This window comes from Polaromonas sp. P1_F8 (assembly GCF_056405635.1).
Genome location: NZ_JBFUBS010000006.1, coordinates 302,721 through 319,855 on the forward strand (window position 1 = coordinate 302,721; position 17,135 = coordinate 319,855).

Annotated in this window: 22 protein-coding genes; 3 read left to right on the forward strand and 19 right to left on the reverse strand. The window is 59.4% G+C overall.

What is annotated here, in order from left to right; genetic code table 11:
* Positions 1–149 precede the first annotated feature (149 nt).
* From AC1D1J_RS19700 to AC1D1J_RS19720, 5 genes are all read right to left on the reverse strand, one after another.
* Positions 150–2,555, reverse strand: coding sequence for a response regulator (locus tag AC1D1J_RS19700; protein ID WP_477695628.1), 2,406 nt, complete (start codon positions 2,553–2,555; stop codon positions 150–152).
* Positions 2,552–3,847: a sensor histidine kinase gene (locus AC1D1J_RS19705; RefSeq protein ID WP_477686932.1), complete on the reverse strand. Its 1,296-nt coding sequence runs from the start codon at positions 3,845–3,847 to the stop codon at positions 2,552–2,554. Before AC1D1J_RS19705 ends, AC1D1J_RS19700 begins: the two co-directional genes overlap by 4 nt.
* Entirely contained in the window at positions 3,844–5,652 is a 1,809-nt protein-coding gene (locus tag AC1D1J_RS19710) for a DAHL domain-containing protein (RefSeq protein ID WP_477686931.1), read from the reverse strand. The genes AC1D1J_RS19705 and AC1D1J_RS19710 overlap by 4 nt, the downstream gene beginning before the upstream one ends.
* Positions 5,649–6,683 (reverse strand): cytochrome-c peroxidase, encoded by a 1,035-nt coding sequence (locus tag AC1D1J_RS19715; protein WP_477695629.1) that lies wholly within the window; start codon positions 6,681–6,683, stop codon positions 5,649–5,651. Before AC1D1J_RS19715 ends, AC1D1J_RS19710 begins: the two co-directional genes overlap by 4 nt.
* 541 nt (positions 6,684–7,224) lie before the next feature.
* Entirely contained in the window at positions 7,225–7,938 is a 714-nt protein-coding gene (locus AC1D1J_RS19720; protein ID WP_477686929.1) for a DUF4197 domain-containing protein, read from the reverse strand.
* Positions 7,939–7,953: 15 nt separating this feature from the next.
* On the opposite strand from AC1D1J_RS19720, the gene AC1D1J_RS19725 reads away from it, so the two are divergent.
* Positions 7,954–8,469 carry a TlpA disulfide reductase family protein gene (locus AC1D1J_RS19725; RefSeq protein WP_457281630.1) on the forward strand — a complete coding sequence of 172 codons (516 nt, stop codon included), beginning with the start codon at positions 7,954–7,956 and terminating at the stop codon, positions 8,467–8,469.
* 209 nt (positions 8,470–8,678) lie between these two features.
* On the opposite strand, the gene AC1D1J_RS19730 is transcribed toward AC1D1J_RS19725, so the two are convergent.
* Positions 8,679–9,134, reverse strand: coding sequence for a c-type cytochrome (locus AC1D1J_RS19730; RefSeq protein WP_477686928.1), 456 nt, complete (start codon positions 9,132–9,134; stop codon positions 8,679–8,681).
* Between the two features lie 189 nt (positions 9,135–9,323).
* Here AC1D1J_RS19730 and AC1D1J_RS19735 point away from each other — a divergent pair, with 189 nt between their 5' ends.
* Together AC1D1J_RS19735 and AC1D1J_RS19740 are read left to right on the forward strand one after the other, a co-directional pair.
* Positions 9,324–10,010, forward strand: coding sequence for a cytochrome b/b6 domain-containing protein (locus AC1D1J_RS19735; RefSeq protein WP_477695630.1), 687 nt, complete (start codon positions 9,324–9,326; stop codon positions 10,008–10,010).
* An 81-nt stretch (positions 10,011–10,091) separates the two neighbouring features.
* A complete protein-coding gene (locus AC1D1J_RS19740) occupies positions 10,092–10,580 on the forward strand; it encodes a GNAT family N-acetyltransferase (protein WP_477686927.1) in 489 nt (162 codons plus the stop codon).
* 163 nt (positions 10,581–10,743) lie between these two features.
* Here AC1D1J_RS19740 and AC1D1J_RS19745 read toward each other — a convergent pair whose 3' ends face one another.
* The 13 genes from AC1D1J_RS19745 to AC1D1J_RS19805 all read right to left on the reverse strand — a co-directional run.
* Positions 10,744–11,250: a redoxin family protein gene (locus tag AC1D1J_RS19745; RefSeq protein ID WP_477695631.1), complete on the reverse strand. Its 507-nt coding sequence runs from the start codon at positions 11,248–11,250 to the stop codon at positions 10,744–10,746.
* Positions 11,251–11,495: 245 nt separating this feature from the next.
* On the reverse strand, positions 11,496–11,765 hold the full coding sequence (gene rpsQ, locus AC1D1J_RS19750) for a 30S ribosomal protein S17 (RefSeq protein ID WP_457281635.1): 270 nt from the start codon (positions 11,763–11,765) through the stop codon (positions 11,496–11,498).
* On the reverse strand, positions 11,762–11,971 hold the full coding sequence (rpmC, locus tag AC1D1J_RS19755) for a 50S ribosomal protein L29 (RefSeq protein ID WP_431098894.1): 210 nt from the start codon (positions 11,969–11,971) through the stop codon (positions 11,762–11,764). Before rpmC ends, rpsQ begins: the two co-directional genes overlap by 4 nt.
* A 12-nt stretch (positions 11,972–11,983) precedes the next feature.
* Complete coding sequence (rplP, locus tag AC1D1J_RS19760) at positions 11,984–12,400, reverse strand: 50S ribosomal protein L16 (protein ID WP_122954483.1); 417 nt, start codon at positions 12,398–12,400, stop codon at positions 11,984–11,986.
* Positions 12,401–12,424: 24 nt separating this feature from the next.
* Positions 12,425–13,333, reverse strand: a complete 909-nt coding sequence (gene rpsC, locus AC1D1J_RS19765) for a 30S ribosomal protein S3 (protein ID WP_477686925.1) — start codon at positions 13,331–13,333, stop codon at positions 12,425–12,427.
* A gap of 12 nt (positions 13,334–13,345) precedes the next feature.
* On the reverse strand, positions 13,346–13,675 hold the full coding sequence (gene rplV / locus AC1D1J_RS19770) for a 50S ribosomal protein L22 (RefSeq protein WP_007866508.1): 330 nt from the start codon (positions 13,673–13,675) through the stop codon (positions 13,346–13,348).
* A 10-nt stretch (positions 13,676–13,685) separates the two neighbouring features.
* On the reverse strand, positions 13,686–13,964 hold the full coding sequence (gene rpsS / locus AC1D1J_RS19775; RefSeq protein WP_007866503.1) for a 30S ribosomal protein S19: 279 nt from the start codon (positions 13,962–13,964) through the stop codon (positions 13,686–13,688).
* Between the two features lie 9 nt (positions 13,965–13,973).
* A complete protein-coding gene (rplB, locus tag AC1D1J_RS19780) occupies positions 13,974–14,798 on the reverse strand; it encodes a 50S ribosomal protein L2 (RefSeq protein ID WP_011481232.1) in 825 nt (274 codons plus the stop codon).
* Positions 14,798–15,133, reverse strand: coding sequence for a 50S ribosomal protein L23 (rplW, locus tag AC1D1J_RS19785; RefSeq protein WP_457281637.1), 336 nt, complete (start codon positions 15,131–15,133; stop codon positions 14,798–14,800). The genes rplB and rplW overlap by 1 nt, the downstream gene beginning before the upstream one ends.
* Complete coding sequence (gene rplD, locus AC1D1J_RS19790; protein WP_011481230.1) at positions 15,130–15,750, reverse strand: 50S ribosomal protein L4; 621 nt, start codon at positions 15,748–15,750, stop codon at positions 15,130–15,132. Before rplD ends, rplW begins: the two co-directional genes overlap by 4 nt.
* Positions 15,750–16,433 carry a 50S ribosomal protein L3 gene (rplC, locus tag AC1D1J_RS19795; RefSeq protein ID WP_011481229.1) on the reverse strand — a complete coding sequence of 228 codons (684 nt, stop codon included), beginning with the start codon at positions 16,431–16,433 and terminating at the stop codon, positions 15,750–15,752. The genes rplD and rplC overlap by 1 nt, the downstream gene beginning before the upstream one ends.
* A gap of 216 nt (positions 16,434–16,649) precedes the next feature.
* The gene (rpsJ, locus tag AC1D1J_RS19800; protein ID WP_007838118.1) at positions 16,650–16,964 is read right to left on the reverse strand and encodes a 30S ribosomal protein S10; all 315 of its coding nucleotides are present in this window, start codon (positions 16,962–16,964) and stop codon (positions 16,650–16,652) included.
* Between the two features lie 25 nt (positions 16,965–16,989).
* On the reverse strand, positions 16,990–17,135 hold a 146-nt coding region (locus tag AC1D1J_RS19805), incomplete at its 5' end, for an EF-Tu C-terminal domain-related protein (protein WP_477680957.1).

The following is a 17,135-nucleotide window of genomic DNA, read 5'->3' on the forward strand; positions in this document are numbered from 1 at the left end:
CGGCTCGTGCTGGCTTGAAGAATTCTTTGGGCACTACCACCGGGGGTATTTCACCAGCGGGGGCCGCGGAACCGGCTTTGCCGGGCCGCAGGCGCCGCCCCCTGGAAGGGGGGAACAGGCTACACGCAGTGAGCCTGGACGGGGGTGAGCTAGGCACTCAGAGGTGGGTGAACCGTTCCCCAGAGGCTTTCATCGAGCACCCGCTGCAGGGTTCGAATCAGTTCTTCGTTGGAGGTGTGTGCCTTGACCAGCACAGCTTCGGCGCGCTGGCTTTGCTTTGACTCCACATCGTGCGCAGAAAACACGACCACTGGCGGCACGATGTCCAGCGCTTCAATGGTGTCCAGCAACCCCCAGCCCGAGCCGTCTTTCAACGTCAGGTCGAGCAGCACCAGGTCGTAGCGGCGGCGCGCCAGCTGGTCGCGTGCCTCGCGCAGCGTGGCGGCAAATTCAAAGGTGGCAAAGTCCTGGGCAATGGCCGCGGCAATGCGCTGGATATCGAGGTCGTCCTCGACGTGCAAAATGCGCGGCCGGCCCTCGGCCATGTTGCCGATGGCACGGTGCAAACTGAGGATCAGGAGGTTCTCGTCGATGGGTTTTTCCAGCCATGTTGAAACCGCCAGTGGCTGGGTATTGAACTCGAGCTCGCCTTCTTCAGCATTGGCCGAGACCACCACGATCGGCAGGTCTTTCGTTGCCTCTTCGCGGCGCAGTGCCCGGATCAGGCTGATGCCGTCCTGGTCGGGCAGGTTCAGGTCGACCGTCATGGCAGCGTAGGGCATCAGCATGACTTGCTCCAGCGCCTGCCCTGCGCTGTGCACCATGTCCGAGTCAAAGCCGCCTTTATCAAGCATCAGGTTGATCAGGCGGGCAATGTCGGGATCGTCTTCGCAGACCAGGATGAGCGGCCTGGTCGCCGCGCCGGACCTGATGCTGGTTTGAATCGGCGCCGGCACCGCCTCGGGCAGCTCAAAGAAGAAAACAGTTCCAACGCCGGTTTCCGTCGTGAACCCGATTTGGCCACCCATCCGCTCCACGATGGCGCGCGAGATGTTCAGGCCCAGGCCTGTGCCCCCCATTTTTCGGGTGTCCGATGTGTCGGCTTGCGAGAATTTCTGAAAGATGCGCTTTCGGAACTCTTCGGGAATGCCGGGGCCGCTGTCGGCGACTTCCACCCGGACCCTGCCGCTCTTGCACAGCAGCCGGACTTCCACGCGGGACTGGGCCGGCGCGAATTTCACGGCGTTGGACAACAGGTTGGTAATGACCTGGGTCAGCCTGTCGCTGTCGACGCTGACCCTTACCGCTTCTGACGGGGCATCCAGAACCAGCTTGACGTTGTGCTGGCCTGCGAAGCCTTCGTTGGCCGTCAGGGCTTGCGTCAGCAAAGGCTGCAGTTCCATCTGCTGGAAGTCAAAACGCATTTTTCCGGACTCGATTTTTTCGCTGTCCAGAATGTCGTTGATCAACCTGATGAGCCGTTCGCAATTGTTGGTGGCGATGCCGACCAGGTTTTTGGCCATGGCCGGCAAATCCCCGGCCACGCCTCCGGCGATCAGACCCAGTGAGCCGCGAATGGAGGTCAGCGGGGTGCGTAACTCGTGACTGACGGTAGAGACGAACTCGCTCTTCATGCGGTCAATGCGCTTGAGCTCGGTCACGTCGGTGCCCAGCGAGAAGAAGCCGACGACCTTGCCTTCGTCCTCGTTTTCGCCGTAGCGTGGAAAGTACTGCATGACGTAGTCGCGCAGCTGGCCATCTGACGTGGCCTGCGTGCGATCGTATTGCGCCGCGTAACCAGCGAGCGCCTCATCAATCTTGCCCCGCTCTTTTTCGTGGAGCTCGTCACCCATCAGTTCGCGCATGGTCTTGCCGTGGATCTGGCCGTGCTTCAGGCCAAGAACTTCCTCGTAGGCAAGGTTATGGAACTGAAAGCGCTGTTCGGCGTCGATATAGGCAATCAAGGCGGGCACGCTGTCCGTGATCTGGCGCAGTTGCGATTCGCTGTCATGCAAGGCGCGGGTGCGCACCTGAACAGCTTCCTCCAGGCGGCTCATTTGCGCTGCGGCCTGCTGCGCCAGCTCCCATTTGGCCGTGAGCATTCTTGCCAGCTGGCTGACCTCGACCGGGTCGAACGGTTTTTTGAGAATCAAAAGCCGGTCCCGGGCTTCCAGCCGCGCGAACACGTCTTCCCAGGCGTGGTCGGAGTAGGCAGTACATATGACGATCTGTACCTGCGGATCTACACGCCAGAGCCGTTCGATGGTCTCCACACCATCCCAGCCCGGCGGCATGCGCATGTCCACAAAGGCCATGGCATAGGGCCGCCCGGCCCGAACGGATGCCTCGACCTTGTCCAGACCTTCACGTCCCTGGTAGGCCGAGTCCAGCTCAAAGCCATCATCGGACACCGGTGCGGCGTCGCCAAACAACAGGGCTTCGGCATCATCCAGGTCATGCGCAACCGGCCTGGACGCAAGAATTTTCCGGAAGTCTTCGTGGATGGACGGCATGTCGTCGATCAGCAAAATGCGCCGGTTCTGCAGTTGAGTCATGGCTGGCTCCTGTGTTTTTTCGCATCAGCCGGGCTTTCATCGGGCGAGTGTTGCCGCACAGGCGATGGTATGGTGAAGAAGAATGTGGCGCCCTGCCCCACCGCGCCTTCGGCCCAGATGCGACCGCCGTGACGGGAAATGATCCGGTGAGCGCTTGCCAGCCCGATTCCCATTCCTGCAAACTCGCCCGGCGAATGCAGGCGCTGGAAGGTACCGAACAATTTGTCTGCATAGGTCATGTCAAACCCGGCGCCGTTATCACGGACGAAATAAATCGTACTTTCGTTGTCGGGGTGCTGCGCCCCAACCCAGATCTCGGGGGCAGTGGCATGGGCGGTGAACTTCCATGCGTTGGAAATAAGGTTTTCCATTACCTGGCACAGCAACGCGGAGTCACCCACAGCGGTAAGGTTGGGCGTTATGTGGACTTTCACATCCCGCGCGGTATTGCGTTTCTGGCAGTCACCGCGCACGCGCTCGGCTATTGCCGTGAGGTCGACTGTCTCGATCTTCAGGTTGGTACGGGACACCTGGGCCAGCAGCAGAAGGCCATCCGTGAGCTCACCCATTTGCCTGACTCCCTCGCGTATCCGGCTCAGGTAATGCCTCGCGCGTTCCGCCGCATCACCGCTGACGGCCTTTTGCAGCAAATGGCTGAAGCCGTCAATCGAGTTCAGGGGAGAGCGCAAGTCATGCGCGAGCGAATACGAGAAGGCTTCGAGTTCCTTGTTGGACTGGCGCAAAGCCGCTTCGGTTGCCCTGAGATCCTGCACGGTGTCTTCCAGGCTGCTCACCTGTGCTGCCGCGCGCCGCGCCAGCTCCCATTTGGCGGTCAGTGTTCTCGCGAGCTGGCTGACTTCGATCATGTCGAATGGCTTTTTGAGCACCAGCAGGCGGTCCTGCACGTCCAGCCGCGCCAGCACATTTTCCCAGGGATGGTCGGAGTAGGCTGTGCAGATCACGATCTGCACATGCGGATCAACACCCCAAAGCCGCTCGATGGTCTCCACCCCGTCCCAGCCCGGCGGCATGCGCATGTCCACAAAAGCCATGGCATAGGGCCGCCCGGCCCGGATGGATTCCTCCACCATTGCCACACCTTCGGCGCCCTGATAAGCGGAGTCCAGTTCAAAATCACCGTAGGAAATCTGCGTGACCTCACCAAACAATTCGGTTTCGGCAACGTCCAGATCACGCGCCACCGGTTTCGCCGCGAGGATTTTGCGAAAGTCCTCATGAATCGACAACATGTCGTCGATCAGCAGGATGCGCTGGTTCTGTAGCTGCGTCATGATTTGGTCTGCGCGATATCCATTGGCAGCTCCAGTGTGAAGGTGGCCCCCAGACCCGGCCCGTCGCTGTGAGCGGAAAGTGTCCCGCCCATCTGGCTGACCGCCAGCGCGCAACTGTGCAAACCAAAGCCGTGGCCTGTTTTGCGCGTCGTAAATCCGTGCGAGAAAATCCGCGTGAGGTTTTCCGCCGGTATCCCCTCTCCCTTATCCATGACAGAGACCCGCAAGGTCGACTCGCCAACAGGCTCCACCCGCAATGTGATCTGGTGCGATGCGGCCGACATACCCGCCATGGCATTTTTGGCGTTGCTGATCAGGTTCACGAGAATCTGCAGCACCCGGGAACGGTCCAGCAATGCTTCTGGCATCTGCGCGAACTCCTTCACCACAGTGACCCCGTGGCGCGCCAGAGAGACACCGTTCATTCGCAGGGCGTCCTCCACCAGGTCACAGATCTGCACCGGTTCAACAATGCTGCTTCCGCCTGCGTGCGACTGCTGGGTGGCGACGACGTCCTTGATGTGGTCGATGCTTCTGGTGAGGAGTTCCAGCTCCTTGAGCATGCCCTGCTGCTCCTGCACCAGGGTCTGGGAGATTCCATTCAAATAGCCGGGCAGTATCTTGCCCTTCTCGTCATGAACCAGAAAATGGGCCAGGTCCCCGGCATGCTCGTTCATCAGCTGCACGCCCCGGGAAAGCCCCTGCACCCTGGATTTGTGCAAGGTGCTGCCGATGAGGTCGGCCGAGACGTTGACGCTGTTGAGGATGTTGCCCACGTTATGCAGCACATTGGTGGCGATCTCTGCCATGCCCGCCTGGCGCGCCGCGGTCATCAGCTCGCTTTGCGCCTGGCGCAGCTCCTGCGTCCGTTCCTGCACGCGCTGTTCGAGGTGCTCATTGGCCGCCTGGAGTTCCGTGTTGACGCGCCGGATCACGGCATGGCTGCGAAACACGTGAAGGGCTGCATACAGCAGCAGGGCCACCAGCACCGCCGAGAAAATCAGCAGGTAGCGGCCGTAGCGCTCGCCCTCCACCCCCGCGCGCTGCTGCTCGATCGTTGATGCATCGTTGGCCGCATCGAGCAATTTGGCGGTCGGTGCCGAGGAAATACCCGCGAGAAGTTCATTGACTGTTTTTTGTTCGCGCAGGATGGTCTGGACATGCGCGCGGAAGATCCCCAGCCTGTCGGCAATGCCCGGCGGAGTATGGCGCAGCTTGCCGTCAAGCCGGCCCAGTTCTTCTTCTATCTCGGCACCCTTTTCGTCGGTCGGGCTCTGGCTGTACAGCATGCTCGCGAGCAGCAGCCTGCTGACGCCAGACGAAATCTGCCGGAGCGCCAGCTCTGTGGTACCGCGGCCGGGCCCGAGCGACTGCTGGACATCTTCCGCTGCGGTGGGAAGAAAGGCCAGCGAGTTTCGCAGCACAGAGTTGTGCGACTTGAATTGCTCGATTAGGGCGGCTTTGTCCTGCACGGCGCGTTCCAGCGACGCGAGCTTGTCCACCTGCCCGGATGCATCGTGCTTGTGGGCGTGGGTGCCCGACTCGAGTTGTTCCATGAGCCGGGCCATCCCGCCCTGGTTGTCGGCCAGCGCATCGTAGTGCGTGTTGATCCCGATCCTGGACTTCAGCACATCCAGCTCCCATTGCGCGTCCAGCTGCTTCAGATGGCGCAACACGGCCATATCCTCAAAGTAGTGCGACTCGTCAAAGCTTTGGGTTTTGCTATACAGGAACACCAGGATGGACAGCAGCACGGCGGTGATTGCCGCCATAGGCGCCAGGGCAAGTTGATTCTTTTTTTTCACGGTTTGAAGTCCCGTTCGCCGGTGAGCGTATTGAGGAACTTGACGATGGACGCCTTGTCTTCTTTGGAGGCAACGCGCCCGAGCTGGTACCTGAACATGACATCGACGGCATCTTCCAGTGTCTTGGCCGAGGCATCGTGAAAATAAGGCGCCGTCAGCGCGATGTTGCGCAGGCTCGGCACCTTGAAGACGTGCTTGTCGCTTTCCACCTTCGTGACGAGGTACCGGCCAAGATCGGCCTCCGTCGGGTTGCCCCGCTTTGCGAAATAGTCGCCCATGACGCCGAACTTCTGGAACATGTTGCCGCCCACATTGACGCCCTGGTGGCAGGCAACGCACCCGTATTGCTTGAACTTGGCGTAGCCCACCTTCTCCGCGTCGGTAATGGCGTTGGCGTCGCCACGCAAATATTTGTCAAAGCGTGAGTTGGGTGTGATCAGCGTCCGCTCGAATGCCGCGATGGCGTTCTGGATATTGGCTTTGGTCACGCCGTCTTTGTAGGCGGCAGCAAACGCGCTTTTGTATTTCGCGTCGTCCGCTATCTTGCGAACCACTTCTTCCCACTTCGACCCCATTTCAATCGGGTTCAGCATGACATGGTCCACCTGGGACTCCAGCGATTCGGCGCGGCCGTTCCAGAATTGCCTGAAATTGAGCGCCGCATTGAACACCGTGGGGGCATTGACACCGGTCAGCCCGCCGTTGAGCCCGACGGAGCGGTCACGGCCGTCACCGCCGCCCTTGGTCAGGTCATGGCAGCTGAAACAGGACACGCGGCCATTTCCGGACAGGCGTGGATCGTGAAACAGCTGCCGCCCGATTTCGGCACGGGCCGGGTCCTGCTTCAGTGTGAGGGGGATTGGCTGGATGGGCTCATTGAGCAAGGAGGCCGCGAAGGCGGCATGGGAGACGAACGTCAGCACAACCAGCAAGAACTTCCGCCGCACACCAGATCCCGTGACCGCCGATACCGTGGCGGCAAAAGGGGCTGGGCTGGCGCCCCTGGGGCATGGATCGGGGTGCTCGTTCATGGCTCACCTCGTGGGTTTCGTGCGGGAGTGCGAAGCGCGAATCCGTACCGGACGCAACCCCGAAGCGTGAACCGCAAGGTTGCCACCCACTGAGAAGCGGTGGCTGTCCGTCTTGATGATAAATCCATGTTTCGGCAATTGTCCGGATTTGCTGATGTTGCGGCGCTTCATGCCGGCGTCCATCCGTTGCCCCCCAGCCACGGGACGAAGCCTGCATAACCCAGCTTGGTGGCTTGAGCGGCATTCTTCACATACCGTCGGTGATCCGCAGTATCTGCAGCCGCTCCAGACCGTTCGCTGCAACCTCATCAGAGCACGTTTATCGGCGAGGCTGTTAAGGCATTTCCCGCGTGGTCATATTTACCAACCGCATGTAAGCAAATGCGTTTTTTCGGAGCCGCCGCCCCATGAAAACGCCGTCTCTGTTCCTGAACCAGATCCCGCTGCCCTGCCCTCTATGTTGCTCACTTTTTGATAGCTGCTTGCGCCCGCCCTATATGGGCTGGAAGCCAATTTCCGATGCAATATTTCAGAAAACCCGTTATTTCATGGATCCGAAGACCTTCTTGAGGATGGCGCTGCCCGTGCCTACCGGGTCTTGCCGGATCTTCTTTTCCTCCTCGCCGATGATCAGGTACAGGCCGTCCAGCGATTTGCCGGTCACGTACTGCTGGATGTTGGCGTCTTCTTTCTTGACCAGGCCAAAGCCGGCGGCCCTGCCGGCGAATTCGTTGTACTTGTTGGCCAGGCCGACTTTTTCGGTCGCCTTGGTCACCACGGGCAGAAACTTCACGCCCAGCGGGGTGCGGGTTTTCTCGGCAAAGAAACTGGTCACCGAGGTTTCGCCGCCCGTCAGGATGTTTTTCGCGTCATTCACGTTCATGGTGCGTACCGCATTGACCAGCAGGTCCTTTCCCATGGGCACGGCAGCTTCGGCGGCCCGGTTGATGGACGTCACCAGTTCATCGATCCGCTTGCCCTGGCCGAAGTTTTTTAGCAATTTCGACGCATCTTCGAGATATCCGGGCAGGGGAATGCGAACTTTTGGGTTGCCGAGGAATCCATCTGTCTTGCCCAGCAGGGCGACTGCGGCGACAGCGCCTTTCTCAAGGGCTGTTTTCAGGCCGGCACTGGCGTCGGCATTGCTGATGCCGGACAAGTCCCCGAGCGAGAGTGCGTGGGCCTGGTGGTAAGTGGCCAATATCAGTGCGCCCAACGCGCTGACGCCGGCCTGGTTAAAATTGCGACGTAGCATGATGAGGTCCTTCCAATGAAATTGACATCCCGCCTGACAGTATGCCGCACGGCACTGGCCGGTATCTTGGCTGTGGCGGCCCTTGCCTGCCTGCCGGGATGTGGCGGCGCCGAGGCCGCGCCGGAGTCGACCTTTGTGTTGCTGGACGGCAGCAAAAAAACCACCGCCGACCTCAAAGGCAAGGTCACCCTGGTCAATTTCTGGGCCACGAGCTGTGTGACCTGCGTGGCAGAAATGCCGAAGGTCATCTCGACCTACAACAAATACCAATCCCAAGGCTACGATACGCTGGCCGTGGCCATGAGCTACGACCCACCCAGCTATGTCGTCAATTACACCCAGACGCGCCAGCTGCCTTTCAAGGTGGCCATCGACAACACCGGCGCAGTGGCCAAAGCATGGGGCGATGTGCAGCTCACACCCACCACCTACCTGGTTAACAAGCGCGGCGAGATCGTCAAACAGTACGTGGGCGAGCCCGACTTTGCGGCGCTGCACCAGCTGATCGAAAAGCTTCTCAAAGAGACCTGAGGCGGGCGCCCAAGAAAAGAAAAAGCCGGTTCGTTGAACCGGCTTTTTCGTTTGCCCCTTCAAGCAGAGGCCGCGGGACTGGCTTTGCCAGACCGCAGGCCTCGCCCCCTGGAGGGGGAAACAAGCTACACAAAGTGAGCTTGGATAGGGGTGAACCTATTTCCCCTGAGGGGGAGAGGAAGCTACACGAAGTGAGCTTCAACAGGGGGCTACTGGCTACGGAATGCGTCGTGGCAAGCCTTGCAACTGCCAGCCGTCGCCGTGAAAGCGGTCTTCAGGTTGTCAAGGTTGCCGGTCTTGGCCGCGGCGGCCAGCTTGGCGGTCTCTGCGACCAGCTTTTCATGGCCTTCCTTGAACTTGGCCTGTTCGGCCCAGATTTCAGGCTTGGCTTTGGTGTTGCCGCCCTTGTCGGTGCCGGGGCCAAAGGCGACCCACGGGAGCTTGGCCATCTCGGCCACAATTTCTGCGTTGTCCGCTGCAACCTTGGCGTCGAAGGGCACACGGCCGTTGGCCATGGCGCCGACACGCCCGAAGTGCTGGCCCATGACAAACAACGCGCTCTGGCGGTATTTGATGGCATCTTCGGGTTTGGCAAACTGCGCGGAGGCCGGAGCAGCCATGGCCATCAATGTGGCGGCCGCGGCGATACAGGCAAAAGCTTTCATGGGTTTCCTCGTAGGTTTTTTCTTAAGATGGGGCAATGGCAACACACTTTGCCTGTTGCCATAGGGCTGAGTTTAGCCAGACCTGATAAGTTCCGCAGGAACTTATGCGCTACGGGAAAGCACCAAGTGGCAGCGAGGCCGTATAAAGGGCACCGTTGCATAGAACAACCAAAAAAACGAGGAGTGAGCATGTACACCAATAAAAACCTTCACAAGGTGCGCGTCTGGGATTTCCCCACGCGGTTTTTTCACTGGGCGCTGGTGGCTTGTGTGCTTGGGCTGGCCATTACCGGCACCATCGGCGGCAATGCCATGGTCTGGCATTTCCGGTTTGGCTACACCGTGCTGGCCCTGCTGCTGTTTCGCATTGTCTGGGGCCTGGTGGGTGGGCGCTGGTCTCGTTTTGGTGCGTTCATCTATGCGCCCCAAAGCGTCATCAGCTACCTCAAAGGCCAAGGGAAACCCGAGCACGGTGTCGGCCACAGCCCGATAGGCGCTGGTTCGGTGTTCGCCATGCTGGGATTTCTGGTGGCTCAGGTCGGCACGGGCCTGCTGAGCGACGACGAAATTGCCTTTGCCGGCCCGCTCACACGTTTTGTCTCCAACGCCACCGTCGGCCTGGCAACCGACTACCACAAGAACATTGGCAAGTGGGTGCTTCTGGCCCTGGTGGTATTGCACATCGCGGCCATCGTTTATTACCTGACCCGCAAGCACAACCTGGTCGGCGCCATGCTGCACGGTGACAAGGAGCTGGTGGTGCCGGCCCCGCCATCGCGGGACGACACGGTCTCGCGCCTGGCTGCGGCGCTGATCCTGGCGGTCTGCGGCGGCGTGGCTTACTGGGTGTCTACACTGGCCGCGCCTGCATTTTGATGCTTCCGGCCGGGGCGTCCCGGGCCTGCTCCCCAGTTGCAAATCACGGTAAACTGGTTGTCGACTTCTCCCCGCCGATCCGTGCAACGCCCCTCCATCCAGTTCATCACGCCCGACACGCCGGCGCAGCTGGCTGCCACGCGGCTGATTTTTCGCGAGTATGCGGAGCAGCTGGGCATTGACCTGTGCTTCCAGAACTTTGAGGCCGAACTGGCCGAACTGCCCGGTGAGTACGATGACCCTGAGGGTGCGCTGCTGCTGGCTTTGGTCGACGGCGAAGTCGCCGGCTGCTGCGCGCTGCGGGCGCTGGATTCGGTCGATTACCCGAATGCCGGGGAAATGAAGCGGCTGTATGTACGCCTGCCGTTTCGCCGCCTCGGTCTGGGCAGGCAGCTGGCGGAGGCGATTTTGGATGCGGCGCGCGTGGCGGGCTATTCCTCGGTGCTGCTGGACACGCTGGACGACATGGAATCGGCGCGCGCCCTGTATGCCGAGCTGGGATTCTCCGAGATACCGCCCTACTATCACAACCCGATCCCGGGCGCGCACTACCTCAAAGTCGATTTGTAGATAGAACAGGCTGAAGACTAATAACGCCGGGCGCAAGCAGCTATGTTATTGATAGCAGTTAACTGACCGACGTCAATCCACCATCACCAGCAGAGCACAAAAAAAGCCGCTGACAAAGAGGCAGCGGCTTTGACAGACCCGTAAGGGCCGGGGGGCAGCGTGATCAGCCTTTGGCTTGCGCCAGCAGCGTGGCGGCATCGCTGACTTCAAACTTGCCAGGGCCTTCAACATTCAGGCTGGCGACCTTGCCATCCTTGACCAGCATGGAGTAGCGGTTGCTGCGCAGGCCCATGCCGCGCGCCGTGAGGTCCAGCGTCAGGCCGGTGGCCTTGGCGAACTCTGCACTGCCATCGGCGAGCATACGCACCTTGTCGCCGGTCTTCTGGTCGCGTGCCCAGGCGCCCATGACAAACGCATCGTTCACGCTCAGGCACCAGACCTCGTCAATACCTGCGGCCTTCAGTTCCCCGAACTTCTCTACGTAGCCGGGCACGTGCTTGGCCGAGCAGGTCGGCGTGAACGCGCCAGGAAGTGCGAACAGCGCAATGGTCTTGCCGGCAGTGGCCTTGGCCACGTCGACCGGGTTGGGACCAATGCTGCAGCCATTGCCTTCAACTTCAGAAAATTCCATCAGCGTGGTGGCCGGAAGGGTGTCGCCTACTTTGATCATGGTGTGCTCCTCAAGAATGGATGGGTTGTGAATGAAGTGGGGAAATCAAACCCGAAGTGTAGTGCGGCGGCGGCAAGCGTGTGCTCACTGTGCAAAAGGCGGCGCGCACGTGAAGGTCATACTTCGAAAGCCCGGAGGGACGGCGGCACACCAGCGGCATCGCAGAAAGCACAAACAAAAACGGCCCACCGAAGTGAGCCGTTTTTTGAGCGTGACCGGAGTCAGCCTTAAGTTGAACTCAAGACTTAAACGACCGCAGCCTTTTCAACCAGACGGGTCACAACCCAGTTCTTGGTCTTGGAGATCGGGCGGCTTTCGGTGATCTCGATCACGTCACCCGTGTGGTACTCGCCTTTTTCGTCATGGGCGTGGTACTTGCTGGACAGCGATACGATCTTGCCGTACAGCTCATGCTTCACACGACGCTCAACCAGAACCGTGACGGTCTTGGCGCGCTTGTCGCTGACCACCTTGCCGATCAAGGTGCGCTTGAGGGATTTTTTAGCTTCCGTCATTTTTTGGCTCCTTGCTTGACGATGGTTTCGGCCAGGATAGTCTTGGCGCGAGCGATGCTGCGACGCGTGGAACGCAGCGTGGAAAGGTTGGTCAGTTGCTGCGTGGCTTTTTGCATGCGCAGGCCAAAGTGGGCTTTTTGCAGCTCTTTGACTTCGGTTTTCAGGCCGGCAACGTCTTTTTGGCGCAGTTCAGTAGATTTGGTCATTGTCATTTCCCCTTACTGGCCAATCATGCGGCTGACGAAGGTGGTGCGCAGCGGCAGCTTGGCGGATGCCAGGCGGAACGCTTCGCGGGCCAGCTCTTCAGGCACACCAACGATTTCAAAGACGATCTTGCCGGGCTGGATTTCAGCCACGTAGTACTCTGGGTTACCTTTACCGTTACCCATACGCACTTCAGCAGGCTTTTGGGAAATCGGCTTGTCCGGGAAGACACGGATCCAGATACGGCCGCCACGTTTGACGTGACGGGAAATCGCACGGCGTGCGGCTTCAATTTGACGGGCCGTCAGACGGCCACGGTCAGTGCATTTGAGACCGAAGTCACCGAACGCAACCGAGGAACCCCGGGTTGCGATGCCGGTGTTACGGCCTTTTTGCTCTTTGCGGTATTTTCTGCGAGCGGGTTGCAGCATTTTGATTCTCCGTTAATAGACCGATTACTCGGTCTTGGCACCGTCAGCTGCTGCAGCTGGCGCGGCTTTACGGACGCGCTTAACGGTGGTTTTCGGGGCTTCGCTACCAGGAGTAGCTTCAGCCGGCTTGTCGCTTCCATCTACCGGAGCGGTGTTGGTCGCACCGCGTGGTGCACGGGCACCGCGTGGAGCAGGACGGTCGGAACCAGGGCGATCGCCAGGACGGGCATCACGGCGTGGGCCGCGCGGCTTGCGTTCTTCGTCGGCCGGTGTTTCCGCCATCTTGGCGCCTGGCGCATCGTTGCGGCCCAGCGTATCGCCCTTGTAGACCCAGACCTTGACGCCGATCACACCATAGGTGGTCTTGGCTTCAGAGGTGCCGTAGTCGATGTCGGCGCGCAGGGTGTGAAGAGGCACGCGACCTTCGCGGTACCACTCGCAACGAGCGATTTCAATGCCGTTGAGGCGGCCGGACGACATGATCTTGATGCCCAGGGCACCCAGACGCATGGCGTTTTGCATGGCGCGCTTCATCGCACGGCGGAACATGATGCGTTTTTCAAGCTGCTGGGTGATGCTGTCAGCGATGAGCTTGGCATCAATTTCAGGCTTGCGAACTTCTTCGATGTTCACGGCGACCGGCACGCCCAGCTGGCGGCTCAGTTCTTTCTTGAGGTTCTCGATATCCTCGCCTTTTTTGCCGATCACGACGCCCGGACGTGCCGAGAAAATCGTGATGCGGGCATTCTTGGCGGGGCGCTCGATCAGAACGCGCGAAACCGCAGCGTTCTTGAGCTTGGCCTTCAGGTACTCGCGAACCTTGATGTCTTCAGCCAGCATGCCGGCGAAATCACGGTTGCTTGCGTACCAGCGGCTAGACCAGTTGCGGCTAACTGCAAGGCGAAACCCGGTTGGGTTGATTTTTTGTCCCATATCCTGCTGCCTTTAGTTGCCAACGACCACGTACACATGGCACGTGGGCTTGCTGATGCTGTTGCCGCGGCCTTTTGCGCGCGCGGAGAAACGCTTGAGCGTGGCACCTTGTTCGACGTAGATGGTTTTCACCTTCAGCTCGTCGATGTCGGCGCCATCGTTGTGTTCAGCGTTGGCGATGGCGGACTCCACAACCTTCTTGATGATTCCAGCAGCTTTTTTCTGCGTGAAATTCAGGATGTTGAGGGCTTGATCCACTTTCTTGCCGCGGATCAGGTCAGCGACCAGACGACCCTTGTCGACCGACAGACGAACGCCCCGGAGGGTTGCACGTGTTTCCATGGTCTTTTCCTTACTTTCTCACAACTTTTTTATCAGCCGGATGACCTTTGAAAGTCCGGGTGAGTGCGAACTCGCCCAGCTTGTGGCCAACCATTTGATCGGTGATGTAGACAGGTACGTGCTGCTTGCCGTTGTGAACGGCGATGGTCAGGCCGATGAACTCGGGCAGGATCATGGAGCGACGCGACCAGGTCTTGATCGGCTTTTTGTCCTTGTTGGTAACGGCCTTGTCGGCTTTTGCTACCAAATGATGGTCGACAAACGGACCTTTTTTGAGTGAACGTGTCATGGGTTAGCCTTACTTCTTGCGACGCGAAACAATCATCACTTGCGTGCGCTTGTTGTTGCGGGTGCGGTAGCCCTTGGTCAGGTTACCCCATGGATCGACAGGATGACGGCCTTCGCCGGTCTTGCCTTCGCCACCGCCGTGCGGGTGGTCAACCGGGTTCATCACCACACCGCGAACGGTCGGGCGAATACCCATCCAGCGCTTCACACCGGCCTTGCCGAGACGGCGCAGGCTGTGTTCTTCGTTGGCGACTTCACCAATGGTGGCGCGGCATTCGATGTGGATCTTGCGAACTTCACCGGAGCGCATACGCACCTGGGCGTAGGTACCTTCGCGGGCCAACAAGGTTGCAGAGGTGCCGGCGGAACGGGCGATTTGCGCGCCCTTGCCGATTTGCATCTCGATGCAATGGATCGTCGAACCGACAGGAATATTGCGGATCGGCAGGGTGTTACCGACGCGAATCGGCGCTTCCGAGCCGCTGATCAGCGTGGCGCCGACTTCAAGGCCGCGGGGGGCGATGATATAGGTGCGTTCGCCGTCGGCGTAGCAGAGCAGCGCAATGTGGGCCGTGCGGTTGGGGTCGTACTCGATACGTTCGACCTTGGCCGGAATGGCATCCTTGTTGCGCTTGAAGTCGACCACACGGTAGTGATGCTTGTGACCACCGCCTTTGTGGCGAACCGTGATGTGCCCGTTGTTGTTACGGCCGGACTTCTGGAATTGTGGCTCCAGCAGCGGCGCGTAAGGCTCACCCTTGTGCAGGTGATCCCGGGAGATCTTCACCATCCCGCGCATGCCGGGAGAGGTGGGTTTCATTTTAATGACAGCCATTACGCAGACTCCCCACCGAGGTTGAGTTCTTGACCTGGCTTGAGCGTCACGTAGGCCTTGCGAATGTTGTCGCGGCGGCCCACAGATTTGCCAAAGCGCTTGGTCTTGCCTTTGATGTTCAGGACGGCAACCGACTGGACGTCCACCTTGAACATCAGCTGCACAGCAGCCTTGATTTCAAATTTGGTTGCGTCCTGCAGCACCTTGAAGGTCACGGCATTGGTCTTGTCCGCAATCATCGTCGCCTTTTCAGACACGATGGGAGCGACCAGAACCTGCATCAGGCGGCCTTCGTCGAATTTCAGTTTTGGAGAAGATGGGTTACGGGCGCTCATGCGAACATCTCCTTGAGTTGGTCCATGGCAGCCTTGGTGACCAGAACCTTCTTGTAATGAACCAGCGACACCGGATCGGCGTAACGGGGCTCAACCACGAGGATGTTCACCAGGTTGCGGGAAGCCAGGTACAGGTTTTCATCAACCACATCAGCGATGACCAGCACCGAGTTGAGGTTCATGGCCTTGAACTTGTCAGCCAGGACTTTCGTCTTGGGTGAATCCACAGCCAGCGAATCAACCACAGCCAGGCGGCCTTCGCGCGCCAGTTGCGAGAAGATGGACGCCATGCCGGCGCGATACATCTTCTTGTTGATCTTCTGCGTGAAGTTTTCATCAGGCATGTTCGGGAAGATACGACCGCCGCCGCGCCACAGCGGCGAAGACGTCATACCAGCACGAGCACGACCAGTACCCTTTTGTTTAAAAGGCTTCTTGGTCGAGTGACGAACCTGCTCACGGTCCTTCTGGGCCCGGGTACCCTGGCGGGCGTTGGCCTGGAAGGCCACGACCACCTGGTGAATCAGGCTTTCGTTGTATTCGCGACCAAACACGGTATCAGGCACGTCCACTTTGGACGAAGCCAGACCTTGGTCATTCAGGAGTTCGACCTGCATCAGTTCGCTCCTTTAGCAGCGGTGGTGGGCTTGGCCTTGATCGCGGCGCGAACCGTGACAAAACCGCCTTTGGAACCAGGCACAGCGCCGCGAATCATCAGCAGCTGACGGGCTTCGTCGATGCGCACGATGTTCAGGTTTTGCGTGGTCACGGTGACGTCACCCAGGTGGCCCGTCATGCGTTTACCAGGAAACACGCGACCGGGATCCTGCGCCATACCGATAGAGCCGGGAACGTTGTGCGAACGGCTGTTACCGTGCGACGCGCGCTGCGAGCTCATGTTGTGGCGCTTGATGGTGCCGGCGTAGCCTTTACCAATGGAGGTGCCCTGCACGTCCACCAGCTGGCCCACGGCAAACACGTCGGCTGCGGGCACAACAGTACCGGCAGCGTATTTGCCTGCGACGTCAGCCGTCACGCGGAATTCTTTCAGGATTTCACCAGCTTCAACGCCTGCTTTCGCAAGGTGGCCGGCGGCCGGCTTGGTCACGCGCGATGCTTTGCGCGCGCCAAATGCCACTTGAAGGGCATCGTAGCCGTCATTTGCTTCGGTTTTAACCTGGGTCACGCGGTTGTTCGATACATCCACCACGGTAACAGGAACTGTGTCCCCATCATCCGTAAACAGACGCATCATGCCAACTTTGCGGCCCAGCAACCCGAGGGAGTTGCTCAGACTCATGATGTGTTCTTTCGTAACTTTCACCGCTGCGACTTCAATTGGCCACAGACGTTTTGATGTGAAAGACAGTTAATAAAACCACCCAATCCATAGAAGCAAGAAGCCAATATGTAAAGGACAGCCCAAGAGTATAGCCCAGGCGGCCAAAAATGGCAAACCCGGGCTAAAACCTGTCGATTTGGGGGCCGGCTTGTGGCCGAAACCCCGATTTTTTGCTTACTGCAGCTTGATTTCGACGTCCACGCCGGCAGGCAGGTCGAGCTTCATCAGGGCGTCCACGGTTTTGTCCGTAGGGTCCACGATGTCCATCAGACGCTGGTGCGTGCGGATTTCCAGCTGGTCGCGGCTCGTCTTGTTAACGTGGGGCGAACGCAGGATGTCAAAACGCTTCATGCGCGTTGGCAGGGGCACAGGGCCCTTGACAATCGCACCGGTGCGCTTGGCAGTGTCAACGATTTCAGCTGCCGACTGGTCGATCAGCTTGTAATCAAACGCCTTCAGGCGAATGCGGATTTTTTGCTTGGTGGCCATGGTAATTCCTTATGGTTTGCGGAAATTACGCAATGATTTTGGCAACGACGCCGGCGCCGACGGTCTTGCCGCCTTCGCGGATGGCAAAGCGCAGGCCTTCTTCCATGGCAATCGGGTTGATCAGCTTGACGGTGATCGACACGTTATCGCCTGGCATGACCATTTCCTTGC

Bases quoted from the DNA above. Each gene is read 5' to 3' on its own strand.
- rpsQ (WP_457281635.1), bottom strand. From the start codon at position 11,765: ATGACGGAAGCTAAAAAATCCCTCAAGCGCACCTTGATCGGCAAGGTG.
- rpsC (WP_477686925.1), bottom strand. From the start codon at position 13,333: ATGGGACAAAAAATCAACCCAACCGGGTTTCGCCTTGCAGTTAGCCGC.
- AC1D1J_RS19705 (WP_477686932.1), bottom strand. From the start codon at position 3,847: ATGACGCAGCTACAGAACCAGCGCATCCTGCTGATCGACGACATGTTG.
- rplV (WP_007866508.1), bottom strand. From the start codon at position 13,675: ATGGAAACACGTGCAACCCTCCGGGGCGTTCGTCTGTCGGTCGACAAG.
- AC1D1J_RS19735 (WP_477695630.1), top strand. From the start codon at position 9,324: ATGTACACCAATAAAAACCTTCACAAGGTGCGCGTCTGGGATTTCCCC.
- rplW (WP_457281637.1), bottom strand. From the start codon at position 15,133: ATGAGCGCCCGTAACCCATCTTCTCCAAAACTGAAATTCGACGAAGGC.
- AC1D1J_RS19720 (WP_477686929.1), bottom strand. From the start codon at position 7,938: ATGCTACGTCGCAATTTTAACCAGGCCGGCGTCAGCGCGTTGGGCGCA.
- AC1D1J_RS19700 (WP_477695628.1), bottom strand. From the start codon at position 2,555: ATGACTCAACTGCAGAACCGGCGCATTTTGCTGATCGACGACATGCCG.
- AC1D1J_RS19745 (WP_477695631.1), bottom strand. From the start codon at position 11,250: ATGATCAAAGTAGGCGACACCCTTCCGGCCACCACGCTGATGGAATTT.
- rplC (WP_011481229.1), bottom strand. From the start codon at position 16,433: ATGAGTCTGAGCAACTCCCTCGGGTTGCTGGGCCGCAAAGTTGGCATG.
- AC1D1J_RS19730 (WP_477686928.1), bottom strand. From the start codon at position 9,134: ATGAAAGCTTTTGCCTGTATCGCCGCGGCCGCCACATTGATGGCCATG.
- AC1D1J_RS19725 (WP_457281630.1), top strand. From the start codon at position 7,954: ATGAAATTGACATCCCGCCTGACAGTATGCCGCACGGCACTGGCCGGT.
- rpmC (WP_431098894.1), bottom strand. From the start codon at position 11,971: ATGACCAAATCTACTGAACTGCGCCAAAAAGACGTTGCCGGCCTGAAA.
- AC1D1J_RS19715 (WP_477695629.1), bottom strand. From the start codon at position 6,683: ATGAACGAGCACCCCGATCCATGCCCCAGGGGCGCCAGCCCAGCCCCT.
- rplD (WP_011481230.1), bottom strand. From the start codon at position 15,750: ATGCAGGTCGAACTCCTGAATGACCAAGGTCTGGCTTCGTCCAAAGTG.
- rpsJ (WP_007838118.1), bottom strand. From the start codon at position 16,964: ATGGCCACCAAGCAAAAAATCCGCATTCGCCTGAAGGCGTTTGATTAC.
- rplP (WP_122954483.1), bottom strand. From the start codon at position 12,400: ATGCTGCAACCCGCTCGCAGAAAATACCGCAAAGAGCAAAAAGGCCGT.
- rplB (WP_011481232.1), bottom strand. From the start codon at position 14,798: ATGGCTGTCATTAAAATGAAACCCACCTCTCCCGGCATGCGCGGGATG.
- rpsS (WP_007866503.1), bottom strand. From the start codon at position 13,964: ATGACACGTTCACTCAAAAAAGGTCCGTTTGTCGACCATCATTTGGTA.